Source organism: Streptomyces sp. NPDC055506, from assembly GCF_053643595.1.
Map to the genome: position 1 here is coordinate 1 of NZ_JBSHKH010000173.1, position 14388 is coordinate 14388.

Consider the following 14388-nt stretch of genomic DNA (forward strand, 5'->3'; position numbering starts at 1 on the left):
CCGAGGCCACGGCGGCTCCCACGAGTACGGCACCCGCCACGCTCGTGGCCACGAGCCATCGCCGGGCCCCGCGCACCCGAGCACTGAGAGGGAACTCGACCGCGTCCAACGTCTTCTCCATTCGATGACCGCGGGTACTCTACGCAGCCGTACTCCTGGGTTGAGGAACTCCAGAGCTTCGGCGGAGGATGGCCCGCATGACCTCCAGTGCGCGTCCCCTCCTCAATCGCCGGCTCGCCGAGTTCGGGACGACGATCTTCGCCGAGATGTCCGCCCTGGCCCTGAGCACCGGTGCCATCAACCTCGGGCAGGGCTTCCCCGACACCGACGGCCCCGAGGAGGTCAGGGAGGCCGCCGTGCGGGCGCTGCGGGACGGCCGCGGCAATCAGTACCCGCCGGGGCCCGGCGTCCCCGAGCTGCGTACCGCGGTCGCCGCCCACCAGCTGCGGCGCTACGGCCTGTCCCACGACCCCGACACGGAGGTCCTGGTCACCGCCGGGGCCACGGAGGCCATCGCGGCCTCGCTGCTGGCCCTGGTGGAGCCCGGTGACGAAGTGATCGCCTTCGAGCCGTACTACGACTCGTACGCGGCGTGCATCGCGATGGCGGGCGGGCGCCGGGTGCCGGTCACCCTGCGGGCGCATGAGGACGAGGGCCGGTTCCGCCTCGACCTCGACGAGCTGCGCGACGCCGTCACCGACCGCACCCGGCTGCTGCTGATCAACACCCCGCACAACCCGACCGGCACGGTCCTCACCCGTGAGGAGCTGGCCGCGATCGCCGAGCTGGCGGTGGAGCGCGATCTGCTGGTGGTGACGGACGAGGTGTACGAGCACCTGGTCTTCGACGACGCCGAGCACGTGCCGCTGGCGACGTTCCCGGGGATGCGCGAGCGCACGGTGACGATCGGTTCGGCCGGCAAGACGTACTCGTTCACCGGCTGGAAGGTCGGCTGGGTGACGGCGGCCCCGGAGCTGGTCACGGCGGTGCGCTCGGCGAAGCAGTACCTGACGTACGTCTCGGCGGGCCCGTTCCAGTACGCGGTCGCCGAGGCGCTGGCGCTGCCCGAGTCGTACTTCACGGCCTTCCGGGACGACATGCTGCTCAAGCGGAACCTGCTGGCGGCGGGCCTGGAAGAGGCCGGGTTCCGGGTGTTCCGCCCGTCGGGGACCTACTTCATCACCACCGACATCCGCCCCCTCGGCCAGTCGGACGGCTTCGACTTCTGCCGCGCCCTGCCGGAACGGGCCGGTGTCGTCGCCATCCCGAACGGGGTCTTCTACGACCACCGCGAGGAGGGCGCCCCGTTCGTGCGGTTCGCGTTCTGCAAGCGGACGGGCGTGCTGGAGGAGGCGGCGAAGCGGCTCGGGGCGGCGTTCTAGACGGACCGGTCGGAGGCGCCTCGCGGTCCGGGCCGTGCGCCGGGCCAGTCAGGGCGGCCAGGTGCGCTCGATTCGGTCCCGTCGTACGGCGTAGGCGGCGGGTCCGCCCTTGGCCACCGCCCGGTGAATCGCCTCGCGGTGCGCGTCGAGCCGTTCGACCATCTCGACACTGCGCAACTGCTGGTTGTCGACGTAGAAGAGGACTGCCTCACGCTCCAGGACCGGTCGGATCTCCAGATCCCGGCTCTTGATCCTTCCGTCCTTCGAGAGCGGCACCCATGACTGGTCGAGACCGTGCGCGATCCACTCCTCATCGGCGACGTCCTGTCCGTCGTCGGGGAAAACGTCACCAATGCGGTGAACGGTCCAGCCGCACGCCCTCAGCCCTTCCGCGACACGCCGTCCGAGATTGCGGTCGAGGAAGAACTCAGGCAGCAAGGCGTACCACTGCCCGGCACAGCTCGTCGACCTGCTCGGGTGTCATGTCGAAGTCGTACGCGATGTCCTCGACGCTCTCCCCGGCCTCCCAGAGGTCGGTGATGGCCTTGACCGCGACACGATTGGCGGCCACGACGGGCGACCCGTGCCCGAACCTGGGGTCGATCACGACGGGTACGGAGTCCGGGTACTGCCTGAGCCGCAGGCTGGAGGGGAAGTCGTCGTCGGCTTCCCAGTTCAGATAGCGGAGGTAGTCGGACACCACCTCGTGGATAGGCACCTGACCGTCTCGGGCTCTGCGCAGATCGCCGAGACCGTGCTCGACGAAGATGTCCACACCGTCCGTCGCGATCCGCTTCGACACGAGACCGTAAGGGGTGGCGAAGGCGTCCCGCACTGCGGCCGCGGCTTCCCTGATCTCACTCATCCGGAGCCCCAGGGAACGCAGGGAACGGAGTACATGAGCCTCGGCCACCGCGATGAACGGCACCGAGGGCTGCCCCTTGCGCAGCGGCTCGACCTGATGGACCAGAGGCGCCCCGGCAGCCCTTCCCTTCAGCCAGGAATGCAGCGTCGACTGCGGGATCTCCAGGTAAGAGGCTGTCTCGGTGGGAGTCAGAAGTCCGTCCCTGAACCTGTCGACCATGCCCCACCTCCTCCTGCCACGACCGGTGCCGACTTTGGCATCGTCGCACACCAAGCCTGCCACCCCGGGCCGAACAGCACACCCGCCCACCAGCTCAGACGGCCGCACGCAGGTACTCCTCGCCAAGGCGGTCGCGGCAGCTCCGGCAGTGTCCGGGCTCCGGGGCGCGGAAGGCGCGCTCGCAGCCGTCGCAGGTCTGGAAGGGAAGGACAGCCGGGCGCTCGGCGATGGAGGGCCGCGGGAGCGGGGGCGGCGCGGGCAGGGGCGTTTCGCGGAGGCGGAAGGCGAGGACGCTTGCCGGTCGGGCGCGGAAACGGTCGGGGAGCCGTGTGGTCAGCAGTTCGGTGATCTCCCGTGGCCCGACACCGGCCGCGAGCCACTCGGCGACGGCCGGAGCCAGGCGGGCGGCCTCCTGCGCGGAGAGGACGAGGCGGGGGTCGATCCGGCGCAGGGCCGTCAGCACGGCGACGGCCTCGGGGTCGGCGTCGGCGAGTGCGGGAGCCGCCTCCTGGCGGGGCGGGGTCTCTTGGGACGTCGGCCGGGGCCGGGGGCGCTTCGGCGGCTCGAGCGGTCCGTCGGCGGGGGCACCGCCGGGTACGTCGTAGAAGTAGGTCCGGGTACGGACCTGCCCGGTGGGCGTCCGTTCGCGGCGGCGCTCCAGGTACCCGGCGGATTCGAGTTCCCTGAGCGCCCGCGAGATCAGGATCTCGCCCTCGCTGAAGTGCTCGCACAGGGCGGCGATGCTCACGGGTGAGCCGTCCGGCAGGGAGGAGATGTACGCCGCGACGCCGATCGTGACCGCGCTGCCGCGTCGCTGGGCGAGGGCATTGGAGATCACGGTGAAGTCGGCCGTCAGCCGGGTGCGTACGTGGATCACGCCGGAGGTCGGTACTCCGGCGTCGGCGCGCAGGCGCGCGTTAGACTGCGAGTCAGCCATCGGGAAGGTTGCTGCTTCCTGATCGGTCAGGCCCTCGATCGGGATTGCAGTCCCGGCCGGGGGCCGTCGTCTGTGTGAGGTTGTCGCGGCGAACGTAACGGCCCGTTACCCACCGCTGCAAGCCGGTCACTCGCACGGGTGACGGCCGCGCTCTGGCGCCGGGAGGGTGGGTGGGCGGGTAGTTCTTTCAGGAGGTCAGCGGCCCGCCGGACCCTCGCGAACAAGGGCCCGGTGAGTGAAGGAGCTAGCTCAGGAACGGTCGCGACCGGCCTTCAACTCGCCTATGAAGGCGGTCCAGGAGGCTGACGCAAAGCACAGCGCCGGACCCTGCGGGACCTTGCTGTCACGGACCGGGACGACGGCCTCCTGGAATCCGTCGGCCACCTCCACGCAGTTGCCGCCCTCCTGATTGCTGTAGCTGCTCTTGCGCCAGGCGGCGCCGTTCAGATCGGGACGGGACCTTCGCTCCACGGTGGTTGCCCTCCATCACGGACCGGATCATGTCGAGCGACATGAGCGGCGGCAGAGCTGCCGCCCTCAGCCGATCGTAAGTCAGCGCGAAACTCCTGACTTCGTCCGGTTCCTCGATGAGTTGGCCGTAGTGCGCGCCTTCCGTGTAGGCGACCTCCGAGCCGTCCGGCATGGTGAGCACCGTGAGCGAACCCCCCATGACATCGTGCTCGCCCTGGTCGAACGGCAGTACCTGCACGGTGATGTGAGGTTCCGTCCTGTCCTGAGCAGTCGCTCCAATTGGGGGTCGGCGCACCGCCGCCCGGTGGGCAAGACGGTGTGGGCGGAGCTGTGTCTTGAAGAAGCCTGACGTCAGGCCGGGCGGACCGCGCCCTTGATCGCCGACTGGCCGGCGAAGAACACCGACTCCTCGCGGATGAGCGCTCCGGGACCCGGGGCGTGGATCATCATGCCGTCGCCGCTCCAGATGCCGACGTGACCGAGGTCGTCGTGGAAGAAGACCAGGTCCCCGGCCTGGGCGTCTGCGAGTGAGACCTGCGTTCCCGCTTCCCACTGGGCTTGCGCGGTCCGGGGAAGCGTGACGCCGGCGGCCTTCCACGCGGCCTGGGTGAGACCGGGGGCGTCGTACGATCCCGGCCCGACCGCACCCCATACGCAGGGCCTGCCGGTCTGCGCCCGGGCGAAGGCGAGCACCCGCTCGGCCTTGGTGCTGTGGCCGGCGTCCTGCGACGGCCATGATCCTCCGCTGGCGCCAGGTGTGAATGCGATGGAGGGGGCGGGCGCGGTGGCGGGCGGCTCGATGGGCACCACCGGAGCAGGAGCCGCCGGAGCGGAAGCCACCGGAGCGGAGGCCACCGGAGCAGGAGTCGCCACCAGGGCGGACGCTGCGACGTCCGGCAGGCCGGCGCCATAGGTCGCGGTGGTCAGGTCGGCCGCGGGAGCGGGGGCGTAGTAGGCGGCGGTGGGGTCGGCCGGCAGAGCCGTGGGATACATCGTGGTCGCGCCGGTCGCCGTTCCGGCACCGTACGGCTCCATCACGCTGGTCGGAAGGTCCGCCTGGAGAGCGCCCGCGGCGGTGTCCGGGACAGTGGGCAGCGCCACGGTGGACTGCAAGCCGGGCAGCGGGCCGGACAACGGGTCGGACAACGGGTCGGACAGTGGGCTGGGCTCCGGGGCAGGCGCTGGCGCGGGCTCGTACAGCGGCCACGCCGCCGCATCGCCGCCGCCGAGAACCGGCAGTGCAGCGTCAAGCCGGGCGCTCCCGCCCGACCGGGACTCGCCCGGCAGAGCCGGTGCGACACGCTGGGCGGGGATCTCCGGGAGGGATCCGGTGGCCGGTGCCTGAGCCGTTCCGGCGGTCAGCTCCAGGGCGGCACCGGTGGGCGCCTTGGGTGCTTCGAGGGCGAGGGGTTCCGCGGGACGTTCCGCCGGGCGTGCGGGTCGCGCGGACTCGAGTGCGCGGTCGGGACGGGCAGGCAACCTGTCGGCCGGCAGCGTCGCCGGGAGAGTCGGGCCCACCTTGGTACGGGCGGCGCTAAACCACTTCCGGGCGAAGGATCCGGCCGCGGGGTCCATGTCGCCCTGGGACTGGCCGCCGGCGGACACGCCCCGCTGGCGCGGGATCGAAGCGGCGCGGGTCGCGTTGTATCTGCCCGTGTCGCTCTCGGCCCGGTCGTAAAGCTTGTTGACCCACCGCCGGACCTCGTCAGGGCTCGGGCCCTCGCTCTCACCAAAGGTTCGTTCCGACGCCATGGAGAGGGCGCTCCTTCCGTCCGCAAGCGCACGAGACCATCTGCCGATCGGTTGAAGTCGTGCACGCAGCGGTCAACTTAGCAAACTTGTGAACCTTCCGTGAAGATCGAGCCCTGAGGGTGGACCGGCCCCGGTGTCACCGGTCGGCCAGGCGCCAGCCCATGAGGCCGGGCCGGGACAGGATGTCGGTGGCGGTCCGGGTGACCTCGGACGGGGTGGTTCCGGGCGGGGCCGTGAGGTGAAGGCGGGCGAGATTCTCCTGGAACTCGCCGACCTCGGCACGCCATCCGGCCGGGAGCAGGGATACGAAACGGATCGCTGCCGTCTCTGGCGGCGCCCCGGACGGACCGGTGATCGACACCTGATGGGGGGAGTTCATGGACAGCTCCGCGGAAGAAGGGGCGAGAGGGCGGTGATGACCGGGGCCGGCCTGCTCGGCAGGGCCGGCCGGCCCCGGACACGGTCGAAGGTCCGTCAGTCGGAGGAGCCGCTCTTGGCGAGCCGGGCCACCACCACCAGGATCGCGACGGCGAGAGCGGCGCCGACGCCGTAGCGGACGCCGTCGGCGGTGTCGCTGGCGAACACCGCCACCTCGGCGCCGGCGAGGACGGCCAGCAGGGCGGCGAGGGTGGTGGTGGAGCGGGAGGCGGTCATGGGATTTCCTTCCGGTGGGGGGTTGGGTTTCTGGCTGTGCCGGCGTGTGTGACCGGCGGTTTCGCTGGTGCGGGAAGGTCAGTCCGTCAGCTTCATGGCCTGGCGGAACGAGAGCTTTCGGTCGGTCTGGAGGAGCGCCCTGCGGTACACGCGGCCGCTCACCCCGACGATGAACACGGCGGCGGCGATGGACAGGACGAGTGCGGCGGCCGGCTCCCACCAGGCCGTCTCTCCCGCCAGGACGCGCGCCGGCATGGTGACGGTCGAGGTCAGCGGGACGAACGAGAGGATCTCCCGCACACCGCCGGACACGGTGACACCGAGGATGAACACGAGCGCGGTGATCGCGTTCACCGGAGTCGTGGTGGACTGGATGTCCTCGCTCCGGGTGGCGAGCGCGCCCGCCGCGGCGAACAGACAGGCCAGGACCGCGATGCCCACGACGTAGAAGACGAGGAACCAGCCCAGGCCGGCGCTGATGTCGGAGAGGAACTCCTGCTCGCCCGTGGCCATCAGGCCGCCGACGCCGACCAGGCAGAAGAGCGCCATCTGGGCGAGCGCCAGGAGTGTGGAGCCGACGATCTTGCCGACGAGCAGGGACCGCAGCGGCACGGAGCTGGCGATGAGCTCGACGATGCGGTTCTGCTTCTCCTCCACGACGCTGGTCGCCAGCGCGGCACCGAGCAGGACCGCGGCCAGATAGAAGAGGAAGCCGAAGAAGTACGTCGTCATCCGGACCGCGCCCTCGGGCGTCTTGTCCGCCGAGAGCAGGACGTGCTTGACCTCCGCCCCCTCGCTGAGGGCCCCCAGACTGGTGCCCGCGGCCTGCGCGTTCCGGTCGAGGGCGCTCGTCTGCACCGCGGCGCCGATCCAGGTGGCGGCGATGTCGTTCTGCCCGGTGTCGCCGAGCAGGACCCAGCGACCGCCCTCGAACAGCAGCCCGGCCTCGGCCTCACCGGACCGTACGGTCTCGCGCACCTGATCGGCGGACGGCTTCTGACGGACGGTGATCTCGACGTCCTGGTCCGCCCGGACGGCCAGTTGCTCGGCCTGGCCGACGATCCGGCCGGCCTGCTGGTCGGCCACCGCGACGGTGATCTTCCCCATCGAGTCGGCCAGGTAGAGCTGGAGTCCGAGCGCGCCCACGATCAGGGCGAGCGTGACCAGCGTCGACACGAGGAAGCCGCGGTTGGTGAGCTTCACCGAGATCTCACGGGCGGCGACGATCCGCCAGGAGGCCGGCGTGGCCGCGCGGGACGGCGTACCGGAAGCCGTGGGCGTGCCCTTCGGGCCGGGCGACGTCTCGGACCGGTGTCCGGGGTTCGAGGTCACGGTGCTCATGCGGAGGTCATCTCCCGGTAGACGTCGGCGATGCTGGGAACGAGGGGGGTGAAGGCGTGCACGGCTCCCCGGCTCAGAGCCTGGGTCAGGAGCGCGCCGGGATCGGCGTCGGCGGCCAGCTCGACGCGGGCTCCGTCGGGGAGTTCCTCGACGTCGGTCACGCCGGGTACGGCGCGGGCCCAGCCGGCGGGAGCGCCGGTGACCAGGTGGTACCGGGGCCGTTCGCGGTGACGGAGTTCGTCCGCGGTGCCCTTGCCGACGACATGGCCGGAGGCCATGATCACCAGGTCGTCGCAGAGCCGCTCGACCAGGTCGAGCTGGTGGGAGGAGAACAGCACCGGGATGCCGGCGGCGGCGTACTCGCGCAGCAGCTCGGCCATCGTGTCGACGGCGTGCGGGTCGAGTCCGGAGAAGGGCTCGTCGAGGACGAGCAGCTTGGGGGAGCCGAGCAGGGCTGCCGCGATCTGCACGCGCTGCTGGTTCCCCAGGGACAGGGACTCCAGCCGGGACTGGCTCTTCTCGGCGAGCCCGAGGCGTTCGAGCAGTTCGAGGGTGTGACGGCGGGCCTCGGCGTTGCCCTGGCCACGGAGCCGGGCCAGATAGACGAGCTGGCCGAGGACGGTCTGCTTGGGGTAGAGGCCCCGCTCCTCCGGCATGTAGCCGAAGTCCCTGCGGTCGGCGGCCGTCACGGGGGCACCGTCCCAGCGGATCTCGCCGCCGTTCGTGGCCAGTACGCCCATGATCATGCGCATGGTGGTGGTCTTGCCCGCGCCGTTCCCGCCGACGAACCCGGTCAACCGGCCTGCGGACACCCGGAAGGACACCTGGTCGACGGCACGGTGATCGCCGAAGTCTCGTACGAGTTCTTCCAGTTCCAGCATCCTGTGTCTTCTCTCAGCTCGGTTGATCGGTGGATCGGGGTGGGGGGAACGAGCGGCGGCTGACCCGCCGGGTCAGGGCAAGGGGTGCGGGGCCGCTTCCCGTGGGTCGTCCAGGCGGGCGGGGCAGCCGGTCCGTTCGGCCGCCGAAGCCAGCCGGGGCAGGTGCAGGCTCCACGCATGGGTCTCGTCCATCCGCAGGTTCTGGTAGCCGGGGGCCAGCACCTTGACGACGTGCCAGCCCATGGCGGTGACGGCCTGCGGAAGGCGCGGGGTGAGGTCGACGGCGAGGAGGCCCGCGCCGTCGGCGGTCAGGGCCCGCCGGATCTCCTCCGCCCCCAGGTCCCGCGCGGGCGGGGCGACCGGAAGCGTGCTCGGCTCCTGGAAACCAGCGACCCAGTCGCGCACGGCCCGGTAGGCGGGGCCGGTCAGCATGTGGCTGAGCCGGTCGTGCTCCGTCACGATCGGGCCGGGGTGTCCGGTCTCGCCCTGCGCGCTCAGCGCCCGCAGCGCGGCCCGTACCTGCCACGCCTCCTGGAACGCCTTGGCGGCGGCTTCGGCCGGCCGGGTCGACGCCTTCATGCCGACGGTGGCCAGGGCGCCGGGGCCCTCCGGGTCGATCAGGCAGGCGGTCATGCACCAGAGACCCGGTACGGCGGTGGGGATGCGGGCGAGGACGGGGGTGAGCCCCGCCGCGCGTGCCCGCTCCCACACCGCCCGGAGCCCGGTGTCGGCGGGCGAGGGGACGTACGTCGGCAGGCGCAGCTGCCGGCCCCAGGCGACGGTGAGGGCGTCCCGCTCCGTCACCTCGGTCATCGCGGCGGCGAGAGCGGTCTCGTGGCTCGCGCCGGCCGCCGCACCGGACGGGCTCGGGTCGAACAGGTCGGCCCGGCCGGCGGGCCAGTCGACGAGGTCCGCGGGGACCAGGACGGGGGCGTCCGAGTCCATGTCGCGGGCCTCGTACCAGGACAGGACGGCCGCCTCGGCGTCCGGGTGGGACAGGGCGTGGTCCGGGTGGTGCGCGTACAGCGTCGTCCCGTCCAGGCCGGCCGCGGTGCCCGAGCGGGCGGGGTGGGCGACCGAGGGGTGCAGGGCGCGACGCTCGACGGCCTCACCCGCCCCCCGCAGCAGGGCGTCGACACGGGAGGTGCCACTGGCCCCGGCGAACCGGGCGGACAGCGGGACATCCAGGAGGACGGCACCCGGGCCGACGGGGGCGCTGGCGGTTGCGGCCGCGGTGGCGGCCCCGGCTGCGGTGGCGGGTGCGGCTGTGGCCGCGGTTGCGGTGGCGGCGGAGCCGACCGGCCCCGCCGGGCCCGGGGCCCCGGCCGAGCCCGTGGAGCCCGTGGAGCCCGTGGAGCCCGTGGAGCCCGTGGAGCCCGAGACCTCAGCCGAGGCCCCAGAACCCGCAGAACCCACCGAACCCGAAGCCCCGGCCAAGGCCGCGTAACCCGCAGAACCCACCGAACCCGAAGCCCCGGCCAAGGTCGCGTAACCCGCGGAGCCCACCGTGCCCGTGAACCCCTCCACCCGCTGGAGTTCGACCGCGCTGCTCCACAGCGGATCGTCGTCGTGCGGGGGCGTCACCGCGTAGCGCAGGGCGATGCCCGACGCGGGGGCGAGGGTGGTCGGGATGTCGATCACCGTCGCACCTCGACGACCGCGGGTGCGAGGAAGGGCAGGGCCGGGGCACCGTCCCGCAGGGCGGCGAGGGCCAGGAGGACGCCCGCCGAGCCGGTGCCCAGGTCCGTGGAGAGGCGGTAGCCGTAGTTGCCGAGGAAGTCGACGCGACCGGGTTCGGCGGCGATGGCCTCCCAGCCGAGGGCTTCGAAGTGGAAGCCCAGGACGTCCCGCTCGGACCTGCTGCCGCCGTCCTCGAGGGCGAGGATCTCGCCCGCACGTCCGTGCAGCAGGCCGCACGACGTGGCGAAGCCGCCCCGCCGCAGGCCCGCGAGCCGGTTCACCGCGGTGCGCAGCCGCTCGTCGTCGGGGGTGTGCCGGAGCGCGGCCCGCAGGACGAGCACGATGCCGGCGGAACCCTCGAGCCCGGGGCTGAGGAAGCGGTCGTCGAAGTCGGTGCGCTCGATGAGCTCCAGTTCCGCGTGGAGTTCGGCCACGGCCCGCTCCAGCAGGCCGGTGTGGCCGGTGTGTTCGTACAGGCGCAGCAGGAGCAGTGCGCTGCCGCAGCGGCCGTGCAGCAGTCCGATGCGCTGGGGCGCCGGGGCGTCGGGCAGCCGGTCGGCGAGCTGAAGCGCCTGGCGCAGACCCTGGTCGTCCCCCCGCCGGGCGGCCAGGTGCAGTGCCGTCAGTCCGAGGCCCGAGAGGCCGGTCGCCAGGGTCGTCGACACGTTGGCGTCGCAACCTGCGAAGGCACGGTCCATGACCGCGTCGGCGGCGTCACCGTGGCCGAGCTCGTCCAGGGTGTACGCGATGCCGGCGAGGCCGGTGAAGAAGCCGGGGCCGTCGCCGGTGACCTGCCCGGCCTGGCCGAGCAGCCACTCGACGTGCTCGGCGGGCACCTCGGCACCGGCCCGGTGAAGGGCCCAGAGCACGCCGGCCGCCCCGTACGCGAAGGTCACGCCCCCGTCGGCGACGATGAACTGCGAGACGTCGCCGGGGTAGAGGCGGTCGGTCCGCTCGGGCGTGGCCGCCTCGACGACGGAAGCGGCGATGTTCGCGATCAGGTTCCCGGTCTCCTCCCCGGCGGCGGGCCAGCGCACGCCGAACTCCGTCCGCGCGCCCAGGACATCGTCGCCGAGGCCGCGCTCGATCTGCCGGGCGAAGGACTCGGGGAGGGGAAAGTCACGGACCGCCGCGTCGATCAGGGTGCGGATCTTCTCGGTGCCCCACGGCACGACGTGCGGCATGGGGACGAACATGGTCAGCCGGAGCACGTCGAGCGCGAACAGATCGACGGCGGGGCCCCGGAGGTGGTCGGGGGCCCGGAAGCCGAGGGAACCCATGGCCTGCCCGCGCATCTCCTCGGCGGGGGTGGCGGTCTCCATGTCGATGAAGGCGACGGTGTCGTCGGGGCACACGAGGATGTTGCCCGGGTGCAGGTCGCCGAAGACGACACCGCGTTCGTGCATGGCGGCCACGGCCTCGGCGACCTGGTCGATGATGTGCAGCGCCCACTCCGCGTACTCCGCCCGGGCCTGCGGCGTGTTGCCGGTGGTGCCGTAGGGGTGGCGAAGGCGCACGAGTTCCGTGAGCGGAGTGCCGTCGACGAAGTCGCGGGCCAGGAAGTGGTGTTCGTTCCCCTTGCGTACGTCCCTCAGGGCGGGGACGGACGCGAGTCCGGCGAGCTGGGACAGCGCCCACTGCTCGCGGTCGAGGCGGGCGACGGCGTCGTCCCCGGCCGCGTCGAGGCCGGCGAACGGGCGGGCTTCCTTGAGCAGGACCTCGCTTCCGTCGCGCTTGTCGACGGCGCGGTAGACACCGCCGCCGTTGGAGAAGTGCAGGGCCTTGTAGACGCGGAAGGGGAAGTCGCTCAGGGTGCGGGCGCGCCGTTCGGCGAGTGCCTCCCGCAGGAAGGAGGGGATCGTGACCCAGGAGGGGGTGTGGAACCCGGGGCGCCGCTCATCGGGGACGAGTTCGCCGTCCGGGGTGGTGATCGCGGGGGTGAGGGTCCCGTCCTTGAGGCGGGTGGTCTTCAGTACGAAGCCGCCGTACCGCACGTGGAGCGGACCCTCCCGCCAGCGCAGATCGCTCAGGATCGAGGGAGCGCGGGTGCCTCCGACGAGCTGCTCCAGGTCGTCCAGAGCCTGCTTCAGCTCCGTCTCGTCAACGGGGTAGATGGTGATGAACTTGCCGCTGGCGCTGCGGTCTCCGTACTTGCTGCCCCGGCGGGCGAGCGTCTCCGGGTCGGATATGTACTTGTACATCAGCCCGTGCTCGACGCAGTACGGTGCGACGGTGTCGAGGAGTCCGGCCGCGTTGTCGGGGGACGCCGCGACATGGATCTTCCACCCCTGGTCGGGGACGCTGGAGTCGGGTGGGGAGCAAACCGTCCACTCCCGCCCCCGGGTGGCCGTCCAGCCCTGGGGCAGGTTCCGGCCCTCGTGGAAGTCCGCGCCGACGGACTCGGTGGCGGGCGCGTCGTAGAAGAGCGAGTCCGCGCGGCAGAAATTGATGAACCGGGTGTCGAGCACGGTGTCTCCAGGGTCAGAAGGGCAGGAACGGAAGCACGTAGGTGCGGTGGAGGGACTTCCACAGGGGCACGCTGCCGAGCTCGACCTCAGCGGTGCCGGTGGCGGGCGCGGGGATGCCGTCGAGGTCCAGCGGGTAGGCGGTCGAGTCCATGACCACGGCACCTCCCAGGTCGACGGGGAAGTAGGTGGAGACCGGGACCTCGGTCTGGCCGGACCGGGCGGATCCCACCCGGGCGGTGGCGACGGTGTCGTTCAGCACCAGGCCATTCGTCCGCAGCGTCACGCGCTGCCCGGGGCGTATCCGGTCGGCCGCGGAGCCCTCCGGCAGGACGAGGCGGGTGCCGGCTGCGTCGGTGACGTAGGCCGCGGCCGCCGTCTGACGGGCCGGCAGGAACAGCGCGGCGCACGCGAGAGCGGCCAGCAGGGTGCAGACGGCCCCGACCCGGACCGGGCGGACGCCGGCGGCCTTCACCTCGGCGGAGAGCCGGAGGGCGCCGCGGATCAGTATCCACCCGAGGTACGAGAGTCCGGAGGCAGCCAGCAGGAGTCCCACCCAGCCGACCCGCTGGAGGGTGCCGAGCCAGGTGTGGAGGGCGGCGCTCAGGAAGTACACGGGGAAGGCGAGGCAGGCAAGGCCGTACGCGATGGTCCAGCGGGTGGGCAGTTCGCGCTGGTAGGTGCCGCCGAACAGGAACCGGGCGAGCGTCCGGCGGGCGTCGGCCATGGCGCGGTCGCGGAGGTAGGGGACGTCCACATGGCTCATGAGGGCGATGTAGCCGTCGAGCTTGATGAACGGCGTCAGGTTGAGCAGGGCCGTTCCGTAGCTGGTGACCGCGAAGAAGAGCAGGCAGGTCTTGAGGGTGCCGTCCGCGAGGGGCCAGGCCGCGAGGGCCGAGGCGGCGGCCAGGGACGTCTGGACGGCGGGCCCGGCGAGGGCCGTGTGGACCCGCTGCCGGCGGGCCGGGAGGCGCCAGGCGTCCGAGACGTCGCAGAAGAACGCCGGCATCAGGTAGAAGAGCATGACGCCGATGCGGGAGGGGCGGCCCCCGTAGCGGATGAGTACGGCGGCGTGGCCCAGCTCGTGGATGGACACGCCGAGCAGCAGAGCGAAGAGCACTCCGGCGAACGAGCCCGCGGACAGGGGGCTGTTCAGCGTCACCGCGACCGCGTCCCGCTGGGCGGCGAGGGCGACGACACCGAGCAGGACACAGAGCATCCCGGCCGCCACCGCGCCCCGGGAGAAGACACGGGCGAACAACGGGCCCAGGGCCTGCATCGTGCGTCCCGGCCGCAGCAGCGTGAGCTGGAGCGTCATCGGCGGGACGATCTGGAAGCGGGGGGCGACGGCGGGTGCCGGGGTCTCGCCGTCATCGAGCAGCTTCAGGGAGTCGAGCCGCGAGATCGCGCTGCCCACCCGCTCGGTGCTCCAGGCACCGCCCAGCCGGGCGGCGAGGGCCTCGTGGTCGCGCTCCCCGTCCAGCTCCTGGACGAGATCCGCGACCTTTTCGTTGATCCGTACGTAGCGGGCGCCGTGCTGGAGGACCCAGTCGCCCTGGCCGTCGGGCGGCGAGTGGACCTCGGCGCTCGGGGCGAGGCGGGGGCGCCGCGCATGGGCCGGGACGGTGGGCGGCGGTGGACTCGTGACAGCGCTCATGGGGTTTCCTATCGGGACGGCTGCGGGCAGTGGGAGAGCGCGGTGCACCCTTGCGGTGGTCCGGCCGGCCGGGCCGGCCAGACC

Annotated in this window: 13 protein-coding genes and 1 pseudogene; 1 reads left to right on the forward strand and 13 read right to left on the reverse strand. The window is 72.2% G+C overall.

What is annotated here, in order from left to right; genetic code table 11:
- Positions 1 to 188 precede the first annotated feature (188 nt).
- On the forward strand, positions 189 to 1382 hold the full coding sequence (locus ACWIF2_RS37090; protein ID WP_454365600.1) for a pyridoxal phosphate-dependent aminotransferase: 1194 nt from the start codon (positions 189 to 191) through the stop codon (positions 1380 to 1382).
- A 48-nt stretch (positions 1383 to 1430) separates the two neighbouring features.
- Here the strand turns inward: ACWIF2_RS37090 and ACWIF2_RS37095 are convergent, their stop codons facing one another.
- From ACWIF2_RS37095 to mpaP, 13 genes and pseudogenes are all read right to left on the reverse strand, one after another.
- The gene (locus tag ACWIF2_RS37095; RefSeq protein ID WP_454365602.1) at positions 1431 to 1820 is read right to left on the reverse strand and encodes a PIN-like domain-containing protein; all 390 of its coding nucleotides are present in this window, start codon (positions 1818 to 1820) and stop codon (positions 1431 to 1433) included.
- Positions 1810 to 2466 (reverse strand): DUF433 domain-containing protein, encoded by a 657-nt coding sequence (locus ACWIF2_RS37100; RefSeq protein ID WP_454365604.1) that lies wholly within the window; start codon positions 2464 to 2466, stop codon positions 1810 to 1812. Before ACWIF2_RS37100 ends, ACWIF2_RS37095 begins: the two co-directional genes overlap by 11 nt.
- A 94-nt stretch (positions 2467 to 2560) precedes the next feature.
- On the reverse strand, positions 2561 to 3403 hold the full coding sequence (locus tag ACWIF2_RS37105; RefSeq protein ID WP_454365606.1) for a hypothetical protein: 843 nt from the start codon (positions 3401 to 3403) through the stop codon (positions 2561 to 2563).
- Between the two features lie 249 nt (positions 3404 to 3652).
- On the reverse strand, positions 3653 to 3874 hold the full coding sequence (locus ACWIF2_RS37110; protein WP_454365608.1) for a DUF397 domain-containing protein: 222 nt from the start codon (positions 3872 to 3874) through the stop codon (positions 3653 to 3655).
- A gap of 82 nt (positions 3875 to 3956) precedes the next feature.
- Positions 3957 to 4073, reverse strand: a pseudogene (locus ACWIF2_RS37115) (transcriptional regulator); the annotation flags it as partial.
- Positions 4074 to 4225: 152 nt separating this feature from the next.
- Positions 4226 to 5626: an NlpC/P60 family protein gene (locus ACWIF2_RS37120; RefSeq protein WP_454365610.1), complete on the reverse strand. Its 1401-nt coding sequence runs from the start codon at positions 5624 to 5626 to the stop codon at positions 4226 to 4228.
- 136 nt (positions 5627 to 5762) lie between these two features.
- Entirely contained in the window at positions 5763 to 6005 is a 243-nt protein-coding gene (locus ACWIF2_RS37125) for a hypothetical protein (protein ID WP_454365612.1), read from the reverse strand.
- A gap of 95 nt (positions 6006 to 6100) precedes the next feature.
- Complete coding sequence (locus tag ACWIF2_RS37130) at positions 6101 to 6280, reverse strand: hypothetical protein (protein ID WP_391101891.1); 180 nt, start codon at positions 6278 to 6280, stop codon at positions 6101 to 6103.
- A gap of 78 nt (positions 6281 to 6358) precedes the next feature.
- Positions 6359 to 7621: an ABC transporter permease gene (locus tag ACWIF2_RS37135; RefSeq protein WP_454365614.1), complete on the reverse strand. Its 1263-nt coding sequence runs from the start codon at positions 7619 to 7621 to the stop codon at positions 6359 to 6361.
- On the reverse strand, positions 7618 to 8502 hold the full coding sequence (locus ACWIF2_RS37140; protein WP_454365616.1) for an ABC transporter ATP-binding protein: 885 nt from the start codon (positions 8500 to 8502) through the stop codon (positions 7618 to 7620). Before ACWIF2_RS37140 ends, ACWIF2_RS37135 begins: the two co-directional genes overlap by 4 nt.
- A 72-nt stretch (positions 8503 to 8574) precedes the next feature.
- Positions 8575 to 10143, reverse strand: coding sequence for a YcaO-like family protein (locus ACWIF2_RS37145; protein WP_454365618.1), 1569 nt, complete (start codon positions 10141 to 10143; stop codon positions 8575 to 8577).
- Positions 10140 to 12650, reverse strand: coding sequence for a class III lanthionine synthetase LanKC (lanKC, locus tag ACWIF2_RS37150; RefSeq protein WP_454365620.1), 2511 nt, complete (start codon positions 12648 to 12650; stop codon positions 10140 to 10142). The genes ACWIF2_RS37145 and lanKC overlap by 4 nt, the downstream gene beginning before the upstream one ends.
- A 13-nt stretch (positions 12651 to 12663) precedes the next feature.
- Entirely contained in the window at positions 12664 to 14304 is a 1641-nt protein-coding gene (mpaP, locus tag ACWIF2_RS37155; RefSeq protein ID WP_454365622.1) for a daptide biosynthesis intramembrane metalloprotease, read from the reverse strand.
- Positions 14305 to 14388 lie beyond the last annotated feature (84 nt).

What these genes read in the sequence shown, in the direction of transcription:
- mpaP (WP_454365622.1), bottom strand. Translation starts at nt 14,304, where the DNA reads ATGAGCGCTGTCACGAGTCCACCGCCGCCCACCGTCCCGGCCCATGCG.
- ACWIF2_RS37120 (WP_454365610.1), bottom strand. Translation starts at nt 5,626, where the DNA reads ATGGCGTCGGAACGAACCTTTGGTGAGAGCGAGGGCCCGAGCCCTGAC.
- ACWIF2_RS37105 (WP_454365606.1), bottom strand. Translation starts at nt 3,403, where the DNA reads ATGGCTGACTCGCAGTCTAACGCGCGCCTGCGCGCCGACGCCGGAGTA.
- ACWIF2_RS37135 (WP_454365614.1), bottom strand. Translation starts at nt 7,621, where the DNA reads ATGAGCACCGTGACCTCGAACCCCGGACACCGGTCCGAGACGTCGCCC.
- ACWIF2_RS37090 (WP_454365600.1), top strand. Translation starts at nt 189, where the DNA reads ATGGCCCGCATGACCTCCAGTGCGCGTCCCCTCCTCAATCGCCGGCTC.
- ACWIF2_RS37130 (WP_391101891.1), bottom strand. Translation starts at nt 6,280, where the DNA reads ATGACCGCCTCCCGCTCCACCACCACCCTCGCCGCCCTGCTGGCCGTC.
- ACWIF2_RS37140 (WP_454365616.1), bottom strand. Translation starts at nt 8,502, where the DNA reads ATGCTGGAACTGGAAGAACTCGTACGAGACTTCGGCGATCACCGTGCC.
- ACWIF2_RS37125 (WP_454365612.1), bottom strand. Translation starts at nt 6,005, where the DNA reads ATGAACTCCCCCCATCAGGTGTCGATCACCGGTCCGTCCGGGGCGCCG.
- ACWIF2_RS37100 (WP_454365604.1), bottom strand. Translation starts at nt 2,466, where the DNA reads ATGGTCGACAGGTTCAGGGACGGACTTCTGACTCCCACCGAGACAGCC.